The 22,969-nt window shown below is 47.0% G+C and carries 22 protein-coding genes and 2 tRNA genes; 7 read left to right on the top strand and 17 right to left on the bottom strand.

Annotated features, from left to right (window positions below; genetic code table 11):
- Nucleotides 1-236: 236 nt before the first annotated feature.
- The 3 genes from EOPP23_RS16590 (at nucleotide 237) to EOPP23_RS16600 (ending at nucleotide 3,394) form a co-directional block, all read left to right on the top strand.
- A complete protein-coding gene (locus tag EOPP23_RS16590) occupies nucleotides 237-2,363 on the top strand; it encodes a carboxy terminal-processing peptidase (protein ID WP_153767097.1) in 2,127 nt (708 codons plus the stop codon).
- 120 nt (nucleotides 2,364-2,483) lie between these two features.
- Nucleotides 2,484-3,083, top strand: a complete 600-nt coding sequence (locus tag EOPP23_RS16595; RefSeq protein WP_153767098.1) for a glutathione S-transferase family protein — start codon at nucleotides 2,484-2,486, stop codon at nucleotides 3,081-3,083.
- Complete coding sequence (locus tag EOPP23_RS16600; protein ID WP_153767099.1) at nucleotides 3,083-3,394, top strand: antibiotic biosynthesis monooxygenase; 312 nt, start codon at nucleotides 3,083-3,085, stop codon at nucleotides 3,392-3,394. The genes EOPP23_RS16595 and EOPP23_RS16600 overlap by 1 nt, the downstream gene beginning before the upstream one ends.
- Nucleotides 3,395-3,452: 58 nt before the next feature.
- Here EOPP23_RS16600 and EOPP23_RS16605 read toward each other — a convergent pair whose 3' ends face one another.
- Nucleotides 3,453-4,343 carry a glycine betaine ABC transporter substrate-binding protein gene (locus EOPP23_RS16605; protein WP_153767100.1) on the bottom strand — a complete coding sequence of 297 codons (891 nt, stop codon included), beginning with the start codon at nucleotides 4,341-4,343 and terminating at the stop codon, nucleotides 3,453-3,455.
- Nucleotides 4,344-4,700: 357 nt separating this feature from the next.
- Between EOPP23_RS16605 and EOPP23_RS16610 the strand changes: the two genes are divergently transcribed.
- Nucleotides 4,701-5,135, top strand: coding sequence for a hypothetical protein (locus EOPP23_RS16610; protein WP_153767101.1), 435 nt, complete (start codon nucleotides 4,701-4,703; stop codon nucleotides 5,133-5,135).
- 119 nt (nucleotides 5,136-5,254) lie between these two features.
- Nucleotides 5,255-5,926 carry an NAD(P)H-dependent oxidoreductase gene (locus EOPP23_RS16615; protein WP_153767102.1) on the top strand — a complete coding sequence of 224 codons (672 nt, stop codon included), beginning with the start codon at nucleotides 5,255-5,257 and terminating at the stop codon, nucleotides 5,924-5,926.
- A gap of 168 nt (nucleotides 5,927-6,094) precedes the next feature.
- Here EOPP23_RS16615 and EOPP23_RS16620 read toward each other — a convergent pair whose 3' ends face one another.
- The 12 genes from EOPP23_RS16620 to gspE all read right to left on the bottom strand — a co-directional run bounded on the left by EOPP23_RS16620 (nucleotide 6,095) and on the right by gspE (nucleotide 14,862).
- Nucleotides 6,095-6,301, bottom strand: a complete 207-nt coding sequence (locus EOPP23_RS16620; RefSeq protein WP_153767103.1) for a cold-shock protein — start codon at nucleotides 6,299-6,301, stop codon at nucleotides 6,095-6,097.
- A gap of 350 nt (nucleotides 6,302-6,651) precedes the next feature.
- Nucleotides 6,652-6,728 (bottom strand) — tRNA-Asp (locus EOPP23_RS16625).
- 56 nt (nucleotides 6,729-6,784) lie between these two features.
- Nucleotides 6,785-6,860: transfer RNA gene (locus tag EOPP23_RS16630), tRNA-Val, on the bottom strand.
- A gap of 152 nt (nucleotides 6,861-7,012) precedes the next feature.
- On the bottom strand, nucleotides 7,013-7,522 hold the full coding sequence (gene gspM, locus EOPP23_RS16635; protein WP_153767104.1) for a type II secretion system protein GspM: 510 nt from the start codon (nucleotides 7,520-7,522) through the stop codon (nucleotides 7,013-7,015).
- Between the two features lie 7 nt (nucleotides 7,523-7,529).
- On the bottom strand, nucleotides 7,530-8,930 hold the full coding sequence (gspL, locus tag EOPP23_RS16640; protein WP_153767105.1) for a type II secretion system protein GspL: 1,401 nt from the start codon (nucleotides 8,928-8,930) through the stop codon (nucleotides 7,530-7,532).
- Between the two features lie 9 nt (nucleotides 8,931-8,939).
- On the bottom strand, nucleotides 8,940-9,917 hold the full coding sequence (gene gspK, locus EOPP23_RS16645) for a type II secretion system minor pseudopilin GspK (protein WP_153767106.1): 978 nt from the start codon (nucleotides 9,915-9,917) through the stop codon (nucleotides 8,940-8,942).
- Nucleotides 9,907-10,707, bottom strand: a complete 801-nt coding sequence (gene gspJ, locus EOPP23_RS16650) for a type II secretion system minor pseudopilin GspJ (protein WP_153767107.1) — start codon at nucleotides 10,705-10,707, stop codon at nucleotides 9,907-9,909. Before gspJ ends, gspK begins: the two co-directional genes overlap by 11 nt.
- Nucleotides 10,704-11,096, bottom strand: coding sequence for a type II secretion system minor pseudopilin GspI (gspI, locus tag EOPP23_RS16655; protein ID WP_194842644.1), 393 nt, complete (start codon nucleotides 11,094-11,096; stop codon nucleotides 10,704-10,706). Before gspI ends, gspJ begins: the two co-directional genes overlap by 4 nt.
- On the bottom strand, nucleotides 11,077-11,586 hold the full coding sequence (gene gspH, locus EOPP23_RS16660) for a type II secretion system minor pseudopilin GspH (protein WP_194842645.1): 510 nt from the start codon (nucleotides 11,584-11,586) through the stop codon (nucleotides 11,077-11,079). Before gspH ends, gspI begins: the two co-directional genes overlap by 20 nt.
- Nucleotides 11,583-12,017 (bottom strand): type II secretion system major pseudopilin GspG, encoded by a 435-nt coding sequence (gspG, locus tag EOPP23_RS16665; RefSeq protein ID WP_153767110.1) that lies wholly within the window; start codon nucleotides 12,015-12,017, stop codon nucleotides 11,583-11,585. The genes gspH and gspG overlap by 4 nt, the downstream gene beginning before the upstream one ends.
- 67 nt (nucleotides 12,018-12,084) lie before the next feature.
- Nucleotides 12,085-13,308, bottom strand: a complete 1,224-nt coding sequence (gene gspF / locus EOPP23_RS16670) for a type II secretion system inner membrane protein GspF (RefSeq protein WP_153767111.1) — start codon at nucleotides 13,306-13,308, stop codon at nucleotides 12,085-12,087.
- A gap of 27 nt (nucleotides 13,309-13,335) precedes the next feature.
- On the bottom strand, nucleotides 13,336-14,862 hold the full coding sequence (gspE, locus tag EOPP23_RS16675; RefSeq protein WP_153767112.1) for a type II secretion system ATPase GspE: 1,527 nt from the start codon (nucleotides 14,860-14,862) through the stop codon (nucleotides 13,336-13,338).
- Nucleotides 14,863-15,149: 287 nt separating this feature from the next.
- On the opposite strand from gspE, the gene EOPP23_RS16680 reads away from it, so the two are divergent.
- Both EOPP23_RS16680 and gspD read left to right on the top strand, forming a co-directional pair.
- Nucleotides 15,150-15,797 (top strand): type II secretion system protein N, encoded by a 648-nt coding sequence (locus tag EOPP23_RS16680; RefSeq protein ID WP_153767113.1) that lies wholly within the window; start codon nucleotides 15,150-15,152, stop codon nucleotides 15,795-15,797.
- Between the two features lie 32 nt (nucleotides 15,798-15,829).
- Nucleotides 15,830-17,974 carry a type II secretion system secretin GspD gene (gspD, locus tag EOPP23_RS16685; protein WP_153767114.1) on the top strand — a complete coding sequence of 715 codons (2,145 nt, stop codon included), beginning with the start codon at nucleotides 15,830-15,832 and terminating at the stop codon, nucleotides 17,972-17,974.
- Between the two features lie 67 nt (nucleotides 17,975-18,041).
- Here the strand turns inward: gspD and EOPP23_RS16690 are convergent, their stop codons facing one another.
- The 4 genes from EOPP23_RS16690 to lpdA all read right to left on the bottom strand — a co-directional run bounded on the left by EOPP23_RS16690 (nucleotide 18,042) and on the right by lpdA (nucleotide 22,921).
- A complete protein-coding gene (locus tag EOPP23_RS16690; protein WP_194842646.1) occupies nucleotides 18,042-18,917 on the bottom strand; it encodes a prenyltransferase in 876 nt (291 codons plus the stop codon).
- Between the two features lie 216 nt (nucleotides 18,918-19,133).
- On the bottom strand, nucleotides 19,134-20,006 hold the full coding sequence (gene sucD / locus EOPP23_RS16695) for a succinate--CoA ligase subunit alpha (protein ID WP_153767116.1): 873 nt from the start codon (nucleotides 20,004-20,006) through the stop codon (nucleotides 19,134-19,136).
- 2 nt (nucleotides 20,007-20,008) lie between these two features.
- Entirely contained in the window at nucleotides 20,009-21,175 is a 1,167-nt protein-coding gene (sucC, locus tag EOPP23_RS16700; RefSeq protein WP_153767117.1) for an ADP-forming succinate--CoA ligase subunit beta, read from the bottom strand.
- A 306-nt stretch (nucleotides 21,176-21,481) separates the two neighbouring features.
- The gene (gene lpdA / locus EOPP23_RS16705; protein WP_153767118.1) at nucleotides 21,482-22,921 is read right to left on the bottom strand and encodes a dihydrolipoyl dehydrogenase; all 1,440 of its coding nucleotides are present in this window, start codon (nucleotides 22,919-22,921) and stop codon (nucleotides 21,482-21,484) included.
- Nucleotides 22,922-22,969: the final 48 nt, after the last annotated feature.

Raw genomic sequence — 22,969 nt, forward strand, 5'->3', positions numbered from 1 at the left:
CGCCTTCGATTGGCTCAGATGGATATAGATTGTATTATTGTCGCAAGCACTGGTAACTTTGAATTCAGGGCTCTTTTTACATGAAAAGATTCATAAATGCAGAATTTGCTCGCAAGACTCTTCTTCAATCTTGATGCAACAGCCTGAACATCAGTTTCAGCCCAGACTGAACAGAACTTTTTGTAACTGCGCCGAGGCGGCAAGTTCAACGAAAACGAAACGGAGCTCCATAATTCATGATTCCGACCCTGCGAAAAGCCAGGAAAAGCACCTCGGTAACCCTAGGCTGGATCTCTGCACTATGCCTGTCTGTTAATATTGCTATTGCTGCCGATCAGGATCTTGGACGCAATGTTGAAGAGCTGAAACCCAGCCTCCAGCAAGCCATAGCCAGTGTCAATGTGGTTCAACTCTTATCACGAAACCATTACCGAAAATTACCGATCGACCAGGAAAATGGCGAGAAGGTTTTTCAGCGCTATCTTGATCGACTGGACCCTAATCGCAGTTTCTTTTTGCAAAGTGACATCAAGGAATTTGACGGTTACCGGGAGAAGCTGGACAGCTCTCTGAAGAATGGCGACCTGAAACCCGCTTTTGCCATGTTTAACCGCTACCGTACCCGTGCCGAAGAAAGAGCCCGCTTTATGCTGGCATTGGTCGAACAGGGTCTTGGTAAACTTGACCTGAAGCGAGATGAATCCCTTGTCGTCGATCGCAAGGAAGAGCCATGGCTAACCAGCAAAAAGGAACAGCGAAACCTGTGGCGTAAACAGTTTAAAGACAGTGTCCTATCACTCAAACTGAACAATAAAACAGATGAAGAGATTTCTGAACAGCTGACTCGCCGTAATAACAACCTGATTCGCAGACTGCACCAGAGCAAGAGCGAAGATGCGTTTCAGACTTACATCAACTCCTTTACCGGTATCTTTGACCCTCATACTCAATACTTCTCGCCTCAAACAGCCGAGAACTTCGACATCAATATGAGCCTTTCTCTGGAAGGTATTGGTGCAGTTCTATCCTCCGAGGACGAGTACACCAAAGTAGTCAGCGTAGTTCCAGGTGGCCCGGCAGAAACAGCAGGGCAGCTTAAACCGGGCGACAAGATTGTCAGTGTTGCTCAAGGCCGAAAGGGTACAATGGAAGATGTTGTCGGCATGCGCCTGGATGATGTCGTAAAACTGATTCGAGGCAAGAAGCAGACCCTGGTTCGCCTTGAAGTGATTCCCGGCTCCAGCAAAAGCAACACAACCAGAATTTATGAGATTGTCCGTGACAAGGTAAAACTTGAAGAACAGGATGCCAGCAGCCGTATCCTTGAAGTTAAGGAAGGCAAAAAAACCAAACGCATCGGTGTTATTGAAATCCCTACTTTCTACATTGATTTCAAAGCTGCACAACGTGGTGATCCGGATTACAAAAGCACGACTCGTGACGTGCGGAAAATCCTTAATGATCTGAAGAATAAAAACCTTGATGGTCTTATTGTTGATCTTCGCGGCAACGGTGGCGGTTCACTACAGGAAGCCAATGAGCTGACCGGGCTATTTATTGACCAGGGACCTACGGTTCTTGTCCGCGACAGTAGAGGCCGAACTGAACGACAGCAAGATCCTGATCCAAGCCAGGTGTATGGTGGACCAATGGCCGTTGTTGTCGACCGCTTAAGTGCCTCTGCATCAGAAATCTTTGCCGGTGCCATGCAGGATTATGGCCGAGCTATCGTTATCGGTGGCCAGACCTACGGTAAAGGCACTGTTCAAAGCATTCAGCCACTAAATCATGGTCAACTGAAACTGACACTGGCCAAGTTCTATCGCATTTCGGGCCAAAGCACTCAGAATCAGGGTGTATTACCCGACATCACTTACCCATCACTCTATGACGGCCGTGATATAGGTGAAAGTAAATTGCCAGATGCCCTCCCCTGGGACACTATCAGCCCGATCAGTTTCAGATCCTACGGAGACTTCAAACCCTACCTGAAACCTCTGGAGCAGGCTCACATCAAGCGTACAAAGGATAATGCAGATTTCGTTTACCTGAACGAGATGAAAAATTACTTGTCCAGGTACGAAAACACTGAAAAAGTGTCGCTCAATGAAAATAAACGCAAGCTTGAGCTTCAAACCATGCGCAGCCAGCGACTAGCCATAGAAAACAGACTGAGGAAGTCCAAAGGGCAGAATCTGCTCAACAACCTTGATGAGCTGGAAGATGCCGAGCAAAAAGAAACGGCTGCCAACCACGGCAAAAAGAAAAGCAAGGACAAGGATGATGACGCCTTTATCCTTGAGGCTGGAAAAATCCTTGCTGACCTGATTACTCTGGAGAAACAGCAAACAGCCAGCCGTTAAACCCTTTCCAGTTCAAACTGCTACACCTTTGCACAAGAGCCGCCAACACGGCTCTTGTGCTATACAGCCCACAGCATAAACATTACTATTCAAAAAAACAGTCGTCCATCGAGAACAATAATGATCCTATACGGCGATAGTCAGTCCGGTAACTGCTACAAAATCAAACTACTTTTTTCGCTGCTCAATATTGAACATCAGTGGGTTCATGTTGATATTTTGAATGGTGATTCTCACACACCTGCGTTTCTTCAGAAAAACCCCACCGGCAAGATACCACTGCTCGAGTTGAGCGATGATCAATATCTGTCAGAGTCCAATGCCATCTTGAATTATCTGGCAGCAGGCTCTGAGCTTTACCCGCAAGATACTTTTCAGCAGGCTCTGATTCAACAATGGCAATTCTTCGAACAATACAGCCATGAGCCATACATTGCTGTTGCCCGGTTTATCAATAAATATCAGGGAATGCCTGACGAACGAAAAGCCGAGTTTTACAACAAGCAGGATGGCGGTCACAAAGCTCTACATATTATGGAGCAGCAATTGCAGACAGCACCATTCCTAACGGGTGAACAGATGACCACTGCAGACATCTCACTGTACGGTTACACCCATGTAGCCGATGAAGGCGGCTTTGATCTGAAGAAGTACCCAGCCATAAAACAGTGGCTTTTGAAAATCGAAGAAGCGCCCGACTATCTGGCTATGGAAGACTAATGTTTGCTGTTATCTTTAGCGCAGAAATGAATGAAATCGACTCTGAATATTTTTCAATGGCCGGAGAACTGCGAACGCTGGCTATTGAAAAATACGGCTGCATTGAATTCAAATCATTCAGCGAGCACTCACAGGAGCTGGCCATTTCTTACTGGCCAGATCTTGCCAGCATCAAAGAGTGGAAAAATTGTTCTAAGCACATAGAAGCACAAGAAAAAGGAAAAAATCGCTGGTACAAGAACTACAAAGTAGAGGTTGTAGAGTTAAAACACAGTTACAGCTCACCCAACGCAATAGAATCCTGCAGTTAAGCCAGCCAATGCCTCTTTACGACAAACGAAAAGAGACATTCAGCAACAACAAGAATGATTACAGCAGCTTATTTGCTTTCAGGAAGTGGCTCGCTACTTCTCTCACAGACTTCTGCTCAAGATCAACTCGGCCATTCATCTCAATCATACTCTCTGTCGTCAGTACCCCGGAGAGATTGTTCAGTAAAGCTGTCACCTGAGCCTGCTCCTCAGCAGGAAGCGTTGCCGAAACTACTGGTGCCAGAATATAGCCAGGGAAGAAATGCTTGTCATCTTCAAGAACAACCAGATCATAAGCCTTAATACGTCCATCGGTTGCATACACCATAGCAATATCTACACGACCACTTTTCAGGGCGTCATAAGTTTCATCCGGCTTCATGATTTTCAAATTACCATGAGACATCTTATGAGCGTAATGCTTCATCAGTGGCTTCAAACCATCCTTTCTTGAATAGAAAGAGGAGTCTGTTGCCAGCTTCCAATGGGAGTTTTCCAACATGAGACGATCCAGCTCAGACATATTATTGATGCCATATTTCTCGGCATCCTCCCTTCTTACAGCAATGCCATAACTATTATTGGTTTCGGACATATCCAACCAGAGAATGCCATGGGATTTATCCAGTTTTTTAACCAGTTCATAGGCCTGAACCGGAGTCATGGCTGTTTCAATCTGATTGAAATCTCTCAGGGCAGAGCCAGTGTAGAACCAGGCAATATCGACACGACCCGACACGATTGAGCGGCGCAGGTTTTTATCAAACATATCACCCTTACTGGTGATTTCATGCCCCTGACTGTTCAGATATTGTTTTGTTAATTCAGCCAGCAATCGCTGCTCAGTAAAGGCTTCATTACCAACACTTAATTGAGCTGCAATAGCATTAAAACTGAACGCTCCAAACAGAAAGAGGGATAAAGCCCATCTGGAGATAAGATTCAACATAACTTCCTTACTATTATTGTTTAACAGAATGAACCCGGAGCAGGCTGACTAAGCGTTGAGCCCTATACCAGTAGCAACATCCACTATCACAAAAGGTTATGTCCATCGGTCCGATGCCAACAAAGTCTGCCTGTAATTAAACGTCAGATCACCCCTAATAATTTGACCCAGTTCACACATCAAGCCAATAACTGCATTAAAAATACCCCTTTATACCCATATACCTCATATGGACGATAACAAAATAAAATTAAAGCAAGCCATCTAACAAACTCCAACAATTTGACTAAAAGCCCTAAGTATTATATTTCTTTTAGAAAGATCTTTTGCTTTGCCAACTCACCGATGAGGCCTGATTTGCGTAAAACCACCAACTCATGGTTTCTGTCCTGCTGGTTATCAGCCATCCTGCTTTTTTTCATACTTGGCTGCGTATCCCTGTTGTTTCAGCCCTATCAACACTTTCCTGCCTACGGTTTTATTGGCTACGCCTTATCGATCATTTTATTACTGCTGGCACTGACACAAAGCCAACACCAATGGCACTACCTTGTTGTCAGTATGACCCTGATTATCTTCGGTGCCATCGCAGGCTTTGACATTGTCTTCTCCAGTGAAGAAATTGCCCATAGTATTGAGAATCATCGATTTATTTCTGCCATACCCACAAAAATATCCGCAAAGATGCTCGATGACTACATCAACATACTAGTACTTATCCTGAATATTTTTACCGGCAGCCTCGCAGCTAACAGCCTGTTTTACGGCCTAAATAAACGACACTTTAAGTAGCCTTAAATACTGACCTGAAAGGCAATCAATAATAACCCTTTCTCCGAGCTCGATTTTCTCACCACTCAAAATTTGAGTGGCTATGCTTTGCATACCTCCTTCAACCGAAAGATTTAGAGATGAAAGCAGCACTTCGCCAGCAGATCCTTAATGCCTTCAATTTTCGACATGCCTGCAAGAGCTTTAATCTGGAGAAAAAAATCTCCGATGAAGAATTTTCTTTTATTATGGAAGCAGCAAGACTATCCCCAAGCTCATTCGGCTTTGAACCCTGGAAATTTCTCGTCATACAAAATTCCGAGACTCGAGAAGAACTTCACCCCCTATGCTGGGGAGCGCAAGGACAACTTCCGACAGCCAGCCATTTTGTAGTTATTCTTGCACGACGTGAATCGAGTATGCATCACGCCTCGGATTACATTCTCGATCATATGAAAAATATCAGCCAGCTTCCCAATGAAGTAATTGAGATGAAGTCAGGTTTTTATAAACAGTTTCAGGAAGAACATTTCAGCCTGACTGAATCACCCAGAGCCATGTTTGACTGGTCCTGTAAACAGACCTATATCGCTCTCGGTAATATGATGAGCGTGGCCGCCCAAATAGGAATCGATTCCTGCCCTATAGAAGGCTTTGATCGTGAACCTTTGGAAGAAAAAATGACTGAGCTGAATTTACTGAAAAGAGGTGAATTTGGTGTCAGCTGCATGGTTGCGTTCGGCTACAGGGAAAATGAACCTTTCCCCAAAACTCGGCATCAAGAGACAGATGTTATTGAGTGGATAGAATAATAGAGCTCTAATATCTATTTGATACATATGTGCTAGATAATTTTGCCAGCACACCTTCTACAAAGACTTTCTTACAGGCAATAAAAAAGGCAACCTAAAGATTGCCTTTTTTTCAACTTCACACTCTAGAGCAAGAAGCTTCTAATTGCAGCTGGTGCAATCCAATCCTTACAGAGGACGGATATCTTCAGCTTGTGGGCCTTTTTGACCCTGAGTTACACGAAATTCAACCTGCTGGCCTTCTTTCAGTGTCTTGAAGCCGTCGCCAACGATCTGACGGAAGTGAGCAAACACGTCAGGACCGTTGTCCTGAGCGATGAAACCAAAACCTTTCTCTTCGTTGAACCACTTAACGGTACCGGTAGTAGTAGACATATCTATATCCTGTGTATCAAAGTAAATGTGCTTTCCAACCCTGATGGACTGAAAGGCGGTTAAGCTAGAAGTTTTGTTATTACTTATGGCAGAACAGGACGAGATACTACTCTCGGAACACTAAATCTATACATAAAGAATCAAACGCACTTATAACGTGGTGCCCATATTACATGGCTTCAAGCTATTCACAATGAGTATAAACCAAATTTCCGTTACAGCAACAGATTAACAGGTGAAGAAAGTAGATTTTTTGAAAATTTAGCTAACTGGGACCAGTTACCGAGAAAAATAGTTTTTCCTTCATACAAAAAAGCCCGAAAACTGTCGTCTTCAGGCTTTTTAATAGATGGCGGACCGGACGGGACTCGAACCCGCGACCTCCGGCGTGACAGGCCGGCATTCTAACCAACTGAACTACCGGTCCGCTGCATTTCATGATTATTTATACACAATCATGAGTCACGCAATCTCATAAAGAGATGGTGGGTGATGACGGGATCGAACCGCCGACCCGCTGCTTGTAAGGCAGCTGCTCTCCCAGCTGAGCTAATCACCCAAAAAATCAAACGTCGTTGAATTTGACTGGGCATTTTACGGAATATGGACAGCCTGTCAATAGACTATTTCAAGAGAGATTCGCAGTGAGGTAATAATGACAGGAATGGACGATCTTCATATCGAAGACCATCCTTTTTATATAAGAAGGCTCTATCGTGCCAAGTGCAATACCGCCTTAACACGTCCCTCCTCTTTGCCCTTCTCGATTTTGACCTGTTGCAGATCGATCTGATAGCGAGTGTTAAGAGTAATCAACCACATAAGCAGCTTTTGGTAAGCGGCATCTTCTATCCAGACCCCCAGACCTTTACGATCAGGTTGCACTCGATGTAGAACAAGACCAGCCTGTCTGGAAGTCGATGAAACCACTGAAGATAGATCCTTCTGTCCCATGCCCGACTTTTGTTTTTTAATCGACTGCTTTGCAGACTCAGCATTAACCTGCATCCACTCATACGTATTCAGTTGTCGCTTATACTCTGCTTCCTGAGAACTACTCCAGCCTGCCACAGGTTCCCAGACCATGAAATAGAATACCGCCACCACAAGTGCTATCGAAAGCAACGACAGAGCCCTGCGATCTTTCTCTTGCAAGAGTTCATATTTTTCTTTCAGCTGCTGAATAACAGGTAGCTGATCAAGAGTGTTTAGTAGCTTCATGATGGCTCTACCTGTCAATTGTCATTCGGGCATTCACACCCGTCTTTTCCTGATTGGCATTGTCCAGCTTGGCATTCAAACCATCAGATTTAACCGCAGCCAACAGTTTTTCAACACCTTCCAGAGAGTCTGCTTTCAGGTCCAGTATCAACTTGCCACTCACCTCATTAAAATCCATAGTGACGGGCTTCAGGTTACTGTCTTTGATCGAGGCTGATATTTTCGAGACCTGTTGCAGCATCGGTAAAAAAGGCTCTCCTGCCACAGTATTCCCGGTCTTCTTCAGCCGACTCTCCATGCGGCTTTTAATATCCACACTGGCACTGACTGTTTTCCTGGCATCAATCACCATCTGATCTTGAGGAAACACCTCCAGATACAAACCGGCACTGTTCGACCAGAGCTCTTGGGCTTTATGCTGAAAGAAAAAGCCTTCAGTAATCATCAACCCCATTTCCATCACCAGCCAGAACGAAGCAACCAGAGCGAGAGGTTTCCAACGGCGTATTTGCCTGCTGGCTTTTCTTGGGCATTGATAAACGCCAGAACGCAAATCGACCCGCCTGACGCCTCTTTTGGTTTTAAAGTACTTCTCTGCCAGATGTTCGAACAGTGACTGCCTCAGTGGTTCTTCAGTCACAAGCCAGCCAGCCTCGTCCAGCGAGCGTCTGATACTCAATCGATTCTCTTCTGGTGTCGGCAGAATACCTTCTGAAAATTTTAAGCAAACCCGTGCAACCTGAGGCTCTGCGCTGTCTGCAATCTGCACACCTGACTCTTCAGAAACTTCCTGCCAATTGCTGAGAATAAGCTCTACAGCATCATAGTCCAACTCAACGGCTGCCTGCCCAGGCCTTGCCATAAGGATTGAACGACTTTCAGGATAAAGACTGATAGCACTGACTTCAGGATCAATCAGCTGCTGCTCTGCCAGCACGTGCTGAACCGTCAGCCCCATTTCTTCGAAGGTAACAAGAATCTTCTGTATTAACTGGTGCTTGATCGCTGATACTAAAACCTGGTCAGTTTTTGGCACCAGCTGGCTGACCAGATGCAATGATTCGACATCTTCAGCCGTTTCTTCTTCAAGCATGAAAGGCAAGGCAGTATTGAGGTGCTTTTTTTGTCCAGGGCTGACATCGAGCTGACGATGAACAACCATCGTTGCCGGAAGCAGAATAATTGTTTCGTCCGGAAGAAACTCTTCCGCCAAAGCGCCTTCAGAGTCCTTTTCTGCATCATAACCCGACTGCAGCTCCAGCCATTCGGATCGTGTCTGTTCCAAACCGGAAACATGAACCTCCCCCTGCATCTGGCCGTTACTACCAAAACAGGCCCACTGCACCACAGCATCACCTGAAAGAGAGGTCAGTGGCGGTGGAACACGGATCAATAGAGTTTTCTTCATTATTGGACCTCAGGATTCCTTCTTGGCTACTACCCAGTAATCATTAGGCCCAATCTCACGTCCTGCGACCTGAACCTGCCCTTCTGCATTACGAAATAATTGAGTTCTTAAATAGAATGTCGTATCCCGATACCTGGCCTTTATAAATACTGTAAAAAAATTACTGACCACCCCCAGAGGAGCGGACTTCAGATCTGCTGTTTTTTCTTTCAAGGCTGGTAGTTTTGCAAGATCGTCAATCTTGCTGAAAACCTCACTCCCTCTGCTGTCGATGATGGAAACCACATCACCTTCCGAGAGATTGTCAGAGATAGTTCTGAGTACATCAGGCAACGCTGTATTGATATTGATACGACTGGATCCGGGGATACTGGTCAGAAGCGGCAGCAGTTGTTCATATTCCTCTAAACCAATACCTTTGATCAACTTCAACTCTGTTAAAGAAGCAATAGCGGTATCCGCCGTGCGATAAGCAGGATCCATCGACAGGTAATAGTTATCTTCAGCGCCGTTCTCCAAAGCTTCCTGATCACTATCAAGCCAGTCCTTGATGCTGTCTTTAACGCCGCTGTCTATTCCCTGATTTTTCAGCAGCTGATCGAACATTCGATCAAATCGTTTGGCATCAAGTGCCTTGGCCGACAACCAGTTGAGGTTAAACAAACTGTTTTCATCAACAATCCTGAGTTCAATTTCACCTTGCTCTACTGGGTAAGCAACTTCAGTTACGTTCCAACGTTCTTTTTCATGGTCCACCAGCTTCTTCTTTTTCTTATCCTCTTCTGCATCCTGTTCCAGCAGCAAAGCAACGTATTGCTCAGCGCCGAGCGCCAAATGTCTGGCCTGCACTCTTTCCAGATAGCGGCTGTTTTTTTCTGTGTGCAACCAGAGGCTGGTCACCATCTGTGAAGCCATCAAGGTAATGATGGCAAAAATCAGCAACACATAAATGAGAGCTATACCTGATTGGTTTTTCTTAAGGTTCATTATTGGGCCCACCTTCAGGTCTGTCCTGCTCTCTTCCTTTTGGAGGCTGCCTCTGCTGCTTGCTGTCTGCTGGCTGGTTTTTCTTTTGTTGTCCGTCAGAAAGCGCTTTAATATCACTCGGTTTGAAATCACTGACAGGCAAAATAGTCGTCATCGTTCCAAAATCCTGATGCTGTACTGTCAGCTCCACGGCAACAGGTAACATCGATGAGTTATCTTCTTTACCAGCTGCACTTGCGGTTTTGGCCTGCCCTTGTGCTTGAGTCAGCGCCTGATTGGGAGCTTCTGTTTTTTCGGGCGGCCAGGTGCTGCGCCAGCTCTTCTTCTCATCCATAAACCGTAACCTGACTCTCTGGACTTGCTCCAAAAGCACCTGCCGAATCTGGATAGGGTCCGGTGCACGATCCAGCATCTTCCAATAGCTGCGAATCAGCTTTCCTTCATCGACCTCATATTGAACTCTTTGTAAATCACTGCGTATTTCATTCAACGGATTTCTCCAACCGGATCGAGTAAAGGCAATAAGCTCCCCCTCTCCAGCCGGTGCCTGAACCGCAGGCTTCCGATCACCAAACTCATCCCTTATGGACCTTCCCACAAGCTGAAAAAGGTCTTTCTCCATAATCAGTTGAGCCCTTTGCAAAACATCCAGACGATCCAGAATGCCATCGGTTACCTGCTGGGCCCTGCTCACAGATTCAAACAACTTGTAAGCCGCGGTACTGATCATTGCGAACATCATGATCGAGATCATCAACTCCAGCAGAGTGAAACCTTTTTGCCCCGTCATTTTTTGTACTTCCTGATATGCGTCGTCAGGGAGTACATGGCCTGATCGTTGTCCTCCGGCTTTTTATTACCGGTAAATACCTCAATATCAATTTTACGAAAATCACCAAGACTGCTGTTTCGAACCACTCTCTGAACATACCAGTCATGGTTCGCGTAAACCTCTGCCTGACCACTGAGGCCGGTATCAGGCCATTTTTTTTCTGCTTCTATACGACTGAGATGTTGATCCGCTAACTGTGCTGCAAGGACCTTCTCCTGCATGTAGCGTGTTTGCCGAATACTGTTACCATCAGCCAGCATCAGCATGGCGGCGGCAACAGCAAAGACAGCCAAAGCCACCATGACTTCAATCAGGGTAAAACCTCTGTTATCGAAAGAGTTCGACATTCGAGAGTCCATCTGTCTGTAGAAGCACTTTTTGCTTTTTATTCTCAACAGGCACTATATCCAGTGAAAAAGGTGTTATCTGACCATCGGAGAAAAAAACAACCGTTGGCCCATCTCTGCTTTCCTGCTCCTTGTCCAGATAGGGAATATCACCTTCTTTAGTACTGAGGATCACCTCTAAAGCGGACGGTATTCGAAAAGGCTGAAACGGCTTCTCGGTAATGGTTCGCCACTCTTTGCTCTCAAGCGGCAGAACCCACCAGCGATACCGGCCTTCTTCCACGGAAAATCCATATTCAGCATTGTCCAGCAATGCCTTATCTCTGGCCTGGGCAAACAACACCTGCAATCTGGATGCCTGCTCCTGAACCATTTTCTGCACATTACCGGTAATCGGGCTGAGTAAGGTTATACCCAGCAGAATTCCGATGATAAGAATAACAACCAGCAGTTCTACCAGCGTGAAGCCCTGAGATCCTTTCCGCCTCACGACTCCTCCCAGTTAGTGACATCAGCATTCAGACCTTCACCACCTTCACGACCATCAGCACCGAGAGAATAGAGATCGTACTTACCGTGATTGCCTGGCTGAAGATAGATATACGCATTACCCCATGGGTCCAGAGGCGCTTTCTTGAGATAACCTTCAGGGTTCCAGTTTCTTGGTTCTGGAGAAATCGTCGGCTTCTTGGCCAGAGCTTCAAGCCCCTGATCAGTAGACGGGTACATACCATTATCAAGCCGGTACAGCTCTAGCGCCTGAGAAACACTTTCTATATCCGAGCGAGCAACAGTGACTTTTGCCTGATCCGGACGACTTAGAATCTTGGGCGCAACCATAGCGGCCAGAATCCCCAGAATGACTACCACCACCATTATTTCAATCAGGGTAAAACCCTTTTGAATTTGCTTTCTATTCATGTCCGCACCTCGGAGGAGTCCATACCATTCATTAAATTGGTGGGCACTGACTGCCCGCTTTATTGTCTTAATTCAACAACTGATTCATATTCAAAATAGGCAAAAGAATAGCCAAAACAATCACCATGACAATGCCCCCCATAACCACCAGCATTAAGGGTTCAAACAATCCCAGCAGCAGAGCTATACGTCCATCCAGCTCCATCTGCTGGTTTTGAGCTGTTCTTTCCAACATGTCATCCAGCTCACCCGTAGACTCACCACTGCCAATCATGTGCAGCATTAAAGGTGGGAAAAAGCCTGTTTCTGTTAAAGCACGATTGAGACTGGAGCCTTCACTGACACGTCTTGCAACCCCCTTCACTCCTTCACAAATAGCTTTGTTATCAATAACCTGTGAAGCAATAAGAAGCGCTTCCACCAGCGATACACCACTACGAGTCAGAATACTCAGCGTGCTGGCAAACCTTGCCGCACTAAGCGTCCTGCTGAATCGCCCCAGGATAGGAAGCTTCAGAAAGAAACGATCCCATGAAAAACGAACACTTGGTTTTTTCAGTACCTGCTTTACCCCCACCACTATCGCAATAATGCCACCCAACATAATTGGCCAGTAAGACTGGAATCCCTCACTGGCTCCAATCAAGGCGGTTGTAATCCATGGCAGCTCCTGACCAGTATCGACAAAAACCTTTACAACATCGGGCACCACAAACCCCAGCAGAAAACTGACGATACTCAATGCCGCAACAATCAAAATAATGGGATAAAGAAGAGCCTGCTGGATCTTCTGCATCGACTTCATTCGGGCTTCTGTGTAGTCCGCAAGCCGGTTCAGTACCTTATCCAGATACCCTGCATGCTCACCTGCTGCTACTGTTGCCCGGAACATCTGGGGGAAGACATTAGGAAAATCTTCAAGACTTCGAGCCAGGGTATGACCTTCCAGAACTTTTGAACGTATAGCCAGCAACATATTCTTCAGACGTCTCTTTTCCTGCTGACACGCTACACCATAAAGTGCTTCTTCGACTGGCATGGCCGCCTGAATCAAGGTTGCCAGCTGCCGTGTCAGTGTTGCCAGTTCTATGGCAGAGACGCCTCGCTGAAACAGCTGCGACCAACCCATGGAGGCTTTTTGCTGGCGACTCTCACTAACCTGATTGACCGCAAGGGGCGTCCATTCCTTATCACGCAGCATCTGACGCAGGTGACGACTACTGTCAGCCTCCATCGTGCCTTTCTGTTGCTTACCCTGTTGATCCAGAGCGATATATTCAAATGCTGCCATGTCGTCTCAATCCGCCTCCAGTACGGATCAATCTTTCTGAGTCACTCTCAGAACTTCCTCAAGGGTTGTCAGACCAGACAACACCTTACGGCTGCCATCATCCCTAATGCCAGGTGAAGACTGACGTACGAAATCCGTTATGGCCTGCTCACCTTCTCCAGCATGAATCATTCTTCTTAGCTGCTCGTTGACAGTAACGACCTCGTAAATACCACAGCGACCTCTGTAGCCGGTAAAGTTACACTCCTTACAACCTTGAGCGTGGTATAACTGAACGGCCTGATCATTACTGACACCAAGTTCATGACATTCAGCTTCATCAGCGGTATAAGGCTTTTTGCAGTGTTCGCAGAGCACTCTGACCAGCCGTTGAGCAACGACACCCAATAAACTGGAAGACAATAAGAACGGCTCTATACCCATGTCCTGCAACCGGGTAAGCGCACCTACTGCGGTATTGGTGTGCAGCGTTGACAGCACAAGGTGACCCGTCAAACTGGCCTGCACCGCTATTTCAGCGGTTTCGGTATCACGAATCTCACCTACCATGACCACATCTGGATCCTGACGAAGAATCGCCCTCAAGCCGCGAGCAAAGGTCATATCAACTTTTGAGTTAACCTGCGTCTGACCAATACCTTCGAGGTTATATTCAATAGGATCTTCGACGGTAAGAATGTTGCGGCACTTATCATTCAATGATGTAAGGCTGGCGTAGAGAGAAGTGGTTTTACCTGAACCGGTCGGCCCGGTAACCAGTATGATGCCATAGGGTTTAGCGAGTAGAGCGGAGACAACTTCCATATCCCGGGCATCCATTCCAAGATGACCAAGTTCCAATCGTCCTGCTGCTTTATCCAGCAGACGTAGCACGACTCGCTCGCCATTACTGGACGGCAGGGTTGAAACACGAACATCTACGTCCTTACCCGCAACCTTCAGAGAGATACGGCCATCCTGAGGAATTCTCTTCTCGGCAATATCAAGCCGTGCCATAACCTTGATTCTGGAAACCAGCAATGCAGCCAGTGTGCGCTGCAAGCTGAGGATCTCCCGGAGTACGCCATCGACACGAATACGAACAATCAGTGTTGATTCAAAGGTTTCAATATGAATATCAGAAGCACCTTCTTTGATGGCTTCTGTAAGAAGGGCATTAATCAGCCGAATAACCGGGGCATCATCACTCTGCTCAAGCAGGTCTTCTGTCACTGGCACTGCGTCAGCAAGACTGCTCAGATCCAGATCATCACTGATGCCGGCTGCATTCTGCAAAGCTTCGGAACTGTCGTTGTGATAACACTCGGACAGTATCTCGGATAATTTTTCCGCCCCAACCTTACAGTAGCGAGGTGACTGGGAGGTGACCCGCGTTACTTCAGACAAGATCAGCGCATCAGGAACCGACTGAAAGTAGAGCACCGGATATTCCTGCTCCCAGCTAAGAACTACGCCATGACGCTTGGCAAAGGTGAAGGGCAACCTCTGGTTCTGAACACCCGGAAGATCATCTGCGGTGAGTTCGTCAGTGTTCTGTAATGGTTCCGTATTCAAGTCAGACTCCCTGGATCTTCATATTATTCTTGCCACACTAAATTACGGTAAGAAAAATTTCGGGTAATTCTTAATAAATACAACGCACATAGAGTTTTTCTGCAAAACAATAAAAATAGTGAGACTTCATTTATCCAACAGGATCAAACGGGGTATTAATTTGATCAAGAAAGGCTCACTTCTTTTACAAATAAAAGTCTTATGCTTTATTTAGATAAAAGAATAGTTCATGGCTCGGTTAATCCCATCCGATATTAAGTGAAATACAACAATTTACAGAGAGCACTATGAATTCAGAGCTTGTGTCCAGCTATCTGAAATGGGGCCAGAAGAAGAATCGCAACCTTTTGATGGTTGTTTTGTCTGTTGCCATGCTGGCCAGCCTCTCACTCCATGGCTATTCATTTTATCAGCAGCTGGCCAGTCAGCCAGAAATGCCAAATGATAGCCAAACAGGCCCCGCTTTGGCTGATAACAAGCCATTAACCGTCAAAGATTTTGAACTTCTGTTTGGTTTCAGCAACAAAGCTGAAGCACAAAAACAGGGTGCCGATATCCCCAAGACAAGATTAAACCTGACACTCAGGGGAGCACTGGGAGAACTTGGCAGCAGGACTGATGAAGCCAGCGCCATCATCCAGAGCAGCAGCCAGGACAAGCTTTACGGTATTGGCGATACCCTGCCAGGTGGCGCCACTCTAAAAGAAATTCATTCAGACCATGTGGTTCTGAATCGGGGGGGACAACTGGAAACACTTTCTTTTCCAGAAGCAGCTAAAGACTCCAGGGCCTTGCAGGAATATCGCAACCCAGTGGAGAGTTCGGCACCAAAAGCCGAGAAACCAGGATTTACCCAGGAACCTGACGGAAAATCACTTGAACAGCGTATGCAGGAGCTAAGAGACAAACTGCAAGGTGCAAACCAAGGGATTTGATAACAACAGTTACTTATAAAAATGGTTGAGTGATGAAACTACGAATCTGTCCATTAGCGAGCAGTAGCAGCACGTTTGCCCTGGCATCACTGCTGTCGATCCTGCCTCTGCAAGACAGCACGGCCGCCCCGGTAGCTATACCGTCAGTGGAACCCGCCTCTGCTCAGCAGGCTCAGCCCAAAGCAGCACCTGTCGCACAGAAAAAGCCTGACAGCAAAGCTCCAGGTGACAAGAAATGGACACTGAACCATCAGAATGCTGATATCCGAGAATTCATAGGTCAGATCGCCAAAATTACCGGCGAAACCTTTGTTATCGATCCACGCATTAAAGGCGGAAACACAGTCACCGTACTGTCATCCAAACCTTTAAGCAGCGATGAAGTCTACGACGTCTTTCTGGAAGTACTTTCTGCCAATGGTTACGCGGTTATTCCTAAAGGCAGTGTCATCAATATCACACCCAGCACTACTGCGAAGACCGCATCACCTCATGAAAAAGGCAAAAGGCCCAGAGACGCGATCATGACCACCAAGGTCATTGAACTGCACAGCGTCTCTGCTATCGAACTGATTCCGATCATTCGACCCTTGATTGCCCAATATGGCCACGCCGCTGCTTCAGCCTCAAGTAACGCCGTCATTGTCAGTGACCTTGCTGACAACGTTGCACGTATTACCAAATTGGTACGAGAACTCGATGACACTGGTAACAATGATTATGAAGTGCTTCAACTCAAGCACGCATGGGTAGGCGATGTTTCCAAGATCATTCAGGAAACACTGGTAACCGGTAAAGGACAGCTACCCAGTGGTTTGCAGGTGATCGCTGATGAGAGAAGCAATCGATTGGTGATTAAAGGCAATAGCAGCAAAAGAGTGAGAGTCAGAAAGCTGGTTGAAACACTGGATAAGGCAGGTATTCGCAAATCCAATACCAAGGTTATTTTCCTGAGTTACGGTGACGCCAAAAACATTGCAGATATTCTGGCCGAAGCGTCATCAACGATTCAGGACAGCAACAACAAAAAAAATAAGGGCAGCTCATCCGTCGCTACACCCGCACCAACTCCAGCATCACCCACGGCACCTAAAGTGGAAACCAAAGGACAAAGCAGCAGCAAGGGTAAGGCTAAATCTGCACCGAATGTCTTTGTAAAAGCGGATGAAACCCAGAACGCTCTTATTATGATCGCTGACCCGGATACTCTGGCCGAGATGGAGCACATAGTCCGTCAGTTAGATGTGCCCAGATCTCAAGTCCTACTTGAAGCAGTCATTGTTGAAGTTTCTGGTGGTATCGGCGACGCGCTCGGTGTGCAGTGGGGCATAGATGGCACTCAGACATCTGCCGGGCATGTCACTACAAAAACAGGTGATGCAACTTCAACAACTACCAGTGAAAAGAGAAGCATCACCGGTAACATTCTTGATAATGCAGCCATAACACTTGGCAGTGTTGCTTTTAGAGCGCCTAATTTCGGTGCTCTGGTCACAGCTCTCAGCTCCAAATCCAACAACGATATTCTATCTACACCCAGTATGTTGACTCTGGACAATCAGGAAGCTGAATTCCTTGTCGGCCAGAATATTCCGATCAAAACCGGCTCTTATCAAACCAGTGCTGGTGGTGGCGGTAACTCACCGTTCACCACAACTGATCGTAAAGATGTGGGTATCAAGATGAAAATCACGCCTCACCTGAGTGAAGGCAACAGCATTCGTCTCGAAATGGAACAAGAAGTTTCATCCCTGGACTCAGCAGCGACCAAAGACCTGGGCGGCGGTGACCTCATCTTTAATAACAGAACCCTGAAGACAACTGTTCTTGTCGATGATGGCCAGACTATTGTGATCGGTGGGCTGATTGAAGACAGAAAAATTCAGACTAAAAAGAAAGTCCCTCTGCTAGGAGATATTCCTCTGCTGGGACAGTTCTTCCGATTTGAAGAAGACAAAGTGGATAAGCGAAACCTGATGCTGTTTATCAGACCGACTATCATGAGAAATTCAGAAACATTAGCCAAGGCAACACGAGATCGCTTCAGCAAACTCAAGTACCTGAGAAGGAACAAACAGACTCCAGAGATGCTTCCAGACGACCCTGACACACTGTTTGAACCGGAAGCCTTTGACCTGAGAAAGAAAGATAAGAAATTCTGGCAAACTGAAAATTAATTCGTAACCAGAGAAACAAAAAAGCCAGCTATCTTCAGCTGGCTTTTTCATGCATCACCTTCAGCAATTAAAACAGCACGGCAATAAAACAGACACCAAAAACCATAAAAAATCTTCCTGTCAGGGGCGGCAACTTCTTCAAAACCTCACTACCCGGCTCTTCTTTTAACAACCTGATGGGCTGCCAAATTACCAGCAATGGCAACAGAAGAAACAACGGTTGCTGTAGAAAGTCGTACAAATAAAGATTCAAACTGACGGGATAAACCGCAAACAGTAAAATTACATAAAAGGCTCTGGACAGGTCAAAACCCATTCGAACGGTCAACGTCCCAATCCCATCATTCTTATCATCAACGTAATCACGGAGCTCATTAGCCACCAGCAAAGCCGCTGTAATCAGGCTGACAGGAATAGAAATAATAGCTACCTGATTATCCCAGACACCTGTCACACCATAATAAGATGCTGACACCATCAGCACACCGGTAAGGATAAACACCGCAGGCACACCAAAGCCCCTATGTTTATAAACGACAGGCTCTCCAGTATAGAAATAACCTGCAATAATCCCTGATATTCCCAGGGCAAAAAGCTCCCAGCCCACCAGATAAACCAGCCAGAGCCCCAAACCAATAGCGGTAAAGGTGAAAATACCTGCTAGTTTGAAATTGCTCTTTATCTGTTTTATCACGTGATCTTCGTCAGGATGACCACTGTCTTTCCAGAACTGGATATCCGCGTAGTCATTGGCAAGATTGGCAGCCGCCTGCAGTAATAGACCACACAAAATGATATCGATAGCACGTAGCCAGTCACCCTCACCTCGAGCAAAAGCAATGGCAATACCCAGACCGCAACAGATCAAGGCAACAGAAAAAGAGAAAGGTCGTAGCGCTGTGAAGAAGCGATACTTATCCGGATTCAGGTTCGGTGTTTCCACAAACAGTGTCTCAGCTACCGATTGAAAAACCAGCGACTATGCGCTTATCTAAGCTCCCAGCCTATAGCGACATACCGCAAGAATGATATGACCGGTTAGCATAGCAGTTTGGCCATTATCTACAGTCCCTCTTAGGAGATAGATCACTCACTTATTCCAGCGCAAAAAAAACCCGCACTTCTCAGCACGGGTTTTTGAAGAACTGACTACTGGTGCTTACCAGCCCGTCTTTTCCTTCAGAGCCTGACCGATTTCAGCCAGACTGCGAACGGTTTTCACACCAGCCGCTTCCAGAGCAGCAAACTTCTCGTCTGCAGTACCCTTACCACCGGAGATGATCGCACCAGCGTGACCCATACGCTTGCCTGGAGGTGCAGTTACACCGGCAATGTAGGAAACAACCGGCTTGGTTACGTTTTCCTTAATGAAAGCAGCTGCTTCTTCTTCAGCAGTACCACCGATTTCACCGATCATTACGATCGCTTCAGTCTGTGGATCTTTTTCGAACAGCTTCAGGATGTCGATGAAGTTGGAACCCGGAATCGGGTCACCACCGATACCAACACAGGTAGACTGACCGTAACCGAAGTCTGTGGTCTGCTTAACGGCTTCATAAGTCAGGGTACCGGAACGGGACACGATACCGACCTTGCCTGGCTTGTGAATGTGACCTGGCATGATACCAATCTTGCACTCTCCAGGAGTGATAACGCCTGGGCAGTTTGGACCGATCAGAACAACACCCAGTTCGTCACAACGAACCTTGCATTCCAGCATGTCCAGAGTAGGAATGCCTTCAGTGATGCAGACAATCAGCTTGATGCCGCCGTTGGCTGCTTCAAGGATGGAGTCTTTGCAGAAAGGTGCTGGCACATAAATAACAGAAGCTTCAGCACCGGTTTCAGCAACCGCATCAGCAACGGTGTTGAATACTGGCAGACCCAGATGTTCCTGGCCGCCCTTACCCGGAGTAACGCCACCAACCATCTTGGTGCCGTAAGCAATGGCTTGCTCGGAGTGGAAAGTACCCTGAGAACCGGTAAAGCCCTGACAGATAACCTTGGTATCTTTATTAATCAGTACGCTCATTATTATTTACCCTCCGCGGCTTTAACTACCTGTTCTGCTGCGTCGGAGAGACTGCTAGCAGCAATAATATCCAGACCTGACTCGGCCAGAGTCTTGGCACCCAGTTCAGCGTTGTTACCTTCCAGGCGAACAACAACAGGAACTTCTACGCCTACTTCTTTAACAGCGCCGATGATGCCTTCAGCAATCAGGTCACAACGAACAATACCGCCGAAGATGTTAACCAGTACGGCCTTAACATTGTCGTCAGACAGAATGATCTTGAACGCTTCAGTAACACGTTCTTTGGTAGCACCGCCACCAACGTCCAGGAAGTTAGCTGGAGCGCCACCGGACAACTTAACGATGTCCATGGTACCCATTGCCAGACCAGCGCCGTTTACCATGCAGCCGATGTTGCCATCCAGAGCTACGTAGTTCAGTTCCCATTGAGCAGCGTGCGCTTCACGAGCGTCTTCCTGAGAAGGATCGTGCATGGTCTTCAGGCGAGCCTGACGATACATGGCGTTACTGTCGATGTTCAGCTTGGCATCCAGACAGTGCAGGTCACCGGCTTCAGTGATAACCAGCGGATTGATTTCCAGCAGAGCCAGATCGAAGTCCTGGAACAGTTTCGCCAGCCCCAGGAAGATCTTGGTGAACTGCTTAACCTGAGTCGTGTTCAGACCCAGCTTGAACGCTAGCTCACGGCCCTGATATGGCTGTGCGCCAACCATCGGATCGATAATCGCTTTCAGAATTTTTTCAGGTGTTTCTTCCGCAACTTTCTCGATTTCAACACCACCTTCGGTAGATGCCATGAAAACGATCTTGCGGGTAGAACGGTCAACAACAGCACCCAAGTACAGTTCCTGATCAATATCGGTGCAGCTTTCAACCAGAATTTTGCTCACTGGCTGACCATTTTCGTCTGTCTGGTAAGTCACCAGATTCTTGCCCAGCCACTGCTCGGCGAAAGCCTTGATTTCTTCTTTAGTGGTTACCAGCTTTACACCACCAGCCTTACCACGGCCACCGGCGTGAACCTGAGCTTTAACTACCCACTGGCTACCACCGATTTTGTCTGCAGCAGCTGCAGCTTCTTCCGGAGTATCGCAGGCATAACCCTTGGATACCGGCAGGCCATATTCAGCAAACAGCTGTTTACCCTGATATTCATGGAGATTCATACTGACACTACCAACGTTGTCTGATTTTTTTGTTTATACCCACATCCGTGGATCAGTTCTTTTGTCTGCGGTACACACCCTCAGGTACCGTTGACAATTCAGCGCTTGATCAGAGTTCAGCCTGTGGCTGTAATTATTATCAAGGCTGTAATTCGCTTATTCACTCAAGCCAGTCCGGATTCAGAATCCCCGAAAGCCCTTCATACTTTCATTCATGGTCAAATCAATAAAGGAATCTAGTCGAAAGCTGACACTTGTCGATTAAACAGTGCCAGCCCTCCCTGCTCTTAAAAAGAACAGTGTGTCTTAGCGACGCTTACGATTTGCAATATGAATCGCCTGACCGTCAACGGCCAGTACAGCTTCGTGCAGCGCTTCACTCAGAGTCGGGTGAGAGAAGATGGTCAGAGCCAGGTCTTCAGTGCTGGCTGCGAATTCCATCGCAATCACACCCTGCTGAACCAGTTCAGCAGCGCTTGGGCCTACAACATGAATACCGAGGATACGGTCAGATTTCACATCAGAAATAACCTTGACCATACCTTCTTTCTCATTAGCAGCCAGAGCACGACCACTGGCAGCGAACGGGAAAGTACCCATCTTGTAGTCAACACCTTCAGCCTTCAGCTCTTGCTCGGTCTTACCGACCCAGGCGATTTCCGGATGAGTGTAAATAACAGAAGGAATCAGCTCATAGTTCATGTGACCAACGTGGCCAGCAATGATGTCTGCAACCATGATGCCTTCTTCACTGCCCTTATGCGCCAGCATTGGACCACGAACCACGTCACCAATAGCGTAAACGCCCGGTACGTCAGTTGCGCAATGTTCATCAACGAAGATGAAGCCACGTTCATCCATGTTAACGCCGCAATCAGGAGACAGTAGGCTTTCAGTGTATGGACGACGACCAACCGCTACGATCAGCTTGTCAAATACCACGACATTGTCGTTACCATCAGCGTCAGAGTAAGTGACGTGAACTTCTTTACCCTTGATTTCAGAAGCGGTTACACGGGCACTCATACGAATGTCCAGACCCTGCTTCTTGAAAATCTTCAGGGATTCCTTGGAGATCTGCTCATCAGCAGCCGCCAGGAAACGATCCATAGCTTCAAGAACGATAACTTCAGAACCCAAACGGCCCCAAACACTGCCCAGTTCCAGACCGATTACGCCGGCACCGATAACACCCAGACGCTTTGGTGTTTCCTGGAACTGCAGAGCACCGGTGGAGTCTACAATCAGGTCACCATCTGTCGGTGTTGGTGGAATCTCAACCGGACGTGAACCGGTAGCGATAACTACGTTCTTAGTGTCGATAATTTCAACACTGCCGTCGCCCTTGGTCAGTTCAATCTGCTTGTTGGCCAGAACCTTACCGGCACCTTCAAACAGGGTAACCTTGTTGGCCTTGAACAAACCGCCAACACCGCCAGTCAGTTGATCAACGATCTTGTCTTTACGGGCAACCATCTGCGGTACGTCCATCTCAACACCGGAGTGGTTGATACCGTGCAGTTTAAAATCCTTCTGCGCTTCAACAAACTTGTGAGAGCTGTCCAGAAGTGCCTTGGAAGGGATACAACCTACGTTAAGGCAAGTACCCCCCAATTTTGTCTTGCCTTTGTCATCAGTCCACTTTTCGATGCAAGCGGTTTTTAGACCCAGCTGTGCTGCGCGAATGGCGCAAACGTAACCTGCAGGACCTGCACCAATGACTACAACGTCAAACTGATTTGCCATATCTTCTGTTCCAAAATACCTGTGGCGGCTGAATAGTAGTCATCAGCC

Source organism: Endozoicomonas sp. OPT23 (assembly GCF_009653635.1).
In the GTDB taxonomy this organism is placed as follows: Bacteria; Pseudomonadota; Gammaproteobacteria; order Pseudomonadales; family Endozoicomonadaceae; genus Endozoicomonas_A.

Bases quoted from the DNA above. Each gene is read 5' to 3' on its own strand.
- EOPP23_RS16590 (WP_153767097.1), top strand. From the start codon at position 237: ATGATTCCGACCCTGCGAAAAGCCAGGAAAAGCACCTCGGTAACCCTA.
- EOPP23_RS16595 (WP_153767098.1), top strand. From the start codon at position 2,484: ATGATCCTATACGGCGATAGTCAGTCCGGTAACTGCTACAAAATCAAA.
- EOPP23_RS16600 (WP_153767099.1), top strand. From the start codon at position 3,083: ATGTTTGCTGTTATCTTTAGCGCAGAAATGAATGAAATCGACTCTGAA.
- EOPP23_RS16605 (WP_153767100.1), bottom strand. From the start codon at position 4,343: ATGTTGAATCTTATCTCCAGATGGGCTTTATCCCTCTTTCTGTTTGGA.
- EOPP23_RS16615 (WP_153767102.1), top strand. From the start codon at position 5,255: ATGAAAGCAGCACTTCGCCAGCAGATCCTTAATGCCTTCAATTTTCGA.
- EOPP23_RS16620 (WP_153767103.1), bottom strand. From the start codon at position 6,301: ATGTCTACTACTACCGGTACCGTTAAGTGGTTCAACGAAGAGAAAGGT.
- gspM (WP_153767104.1), bottom strand. From the start codon at position 7,522: ATGAAGCTACTAAACACTCTTGATCAGCTACCTGTTATTCAGCAGCTG.
- gspL (WP_153767105.1), bottom strand. From the start codon at position 8,930: ATGAAGAAAACTCTATTGATCCGTGTTCCACCGCCACTGACCTCTCTT.
- gspK (WP_153767106.1), bottom strand. From the start codon at position 9,917: ATGAACCTTAAGAAAAACCAATCAGGTATAGCTCTCATTTATGTGTTG.
- gspJ (WP_153767107.1), bottom strand. From the start codon at position 10,707: ATGACGGGGCAAAAAGGTTTCACTCTGCTGGAGTTGATGATCTCGATC.
- gspI (WP_194842644.1), bottom strand. From the start codon at position 11,096: ATGTCGAACTCTTTCGATAACAGAGGTTTTACCCTGATTGAAGTCATG.
- gspG (WP_153767110.1), bottom strand. From the start codon at position 12,017: ATGAATAGAAAGCAAATTCAAAAGGGTTTTACCCTGATTGAAATAATG.
- gspF (WP_153767111.1), bottom strand. From the start codon at position 13,308: ATGGCAGCATTTGAATATATCGCTCTGGATCAACAGGGTAAGCAACAG.
- EOPP23_RS16680 (WP_153767113.1), top strand. From the start codon at position 15,150: ATGAATTCAGAGCTTGTGTCCAGCTATCTGAAATGGGGCCAGAAGAAG.
- gspD (WP_153767114.1), top strand. From the start codon at position 15,830: ATGAAACTACGAATCTGTCCATTAGCGAGCAGTAGCAGCACGTTTGCC.
- sucD (WP_153767116.1), bottom strand. From the start codon at position 20,006: ATGAGCGTACTGATTAATAAAGATACCAAGGTTATCTGTCAGGGCTTT.
- sucC (WP_153767117.1), bottom strand. From the start codon at position 21,175: ATGAATCTCCATGAATATCAGGGTAAACAGCTGTTTGCTGAATATGGC.
- lpdA (WP_153767118.1), bottom strand. From the start codon at position 22,921: ATGGCAAATCAGTTTGACGTTGTAGTCATTGGTGCAGGTCCTGCAGGT.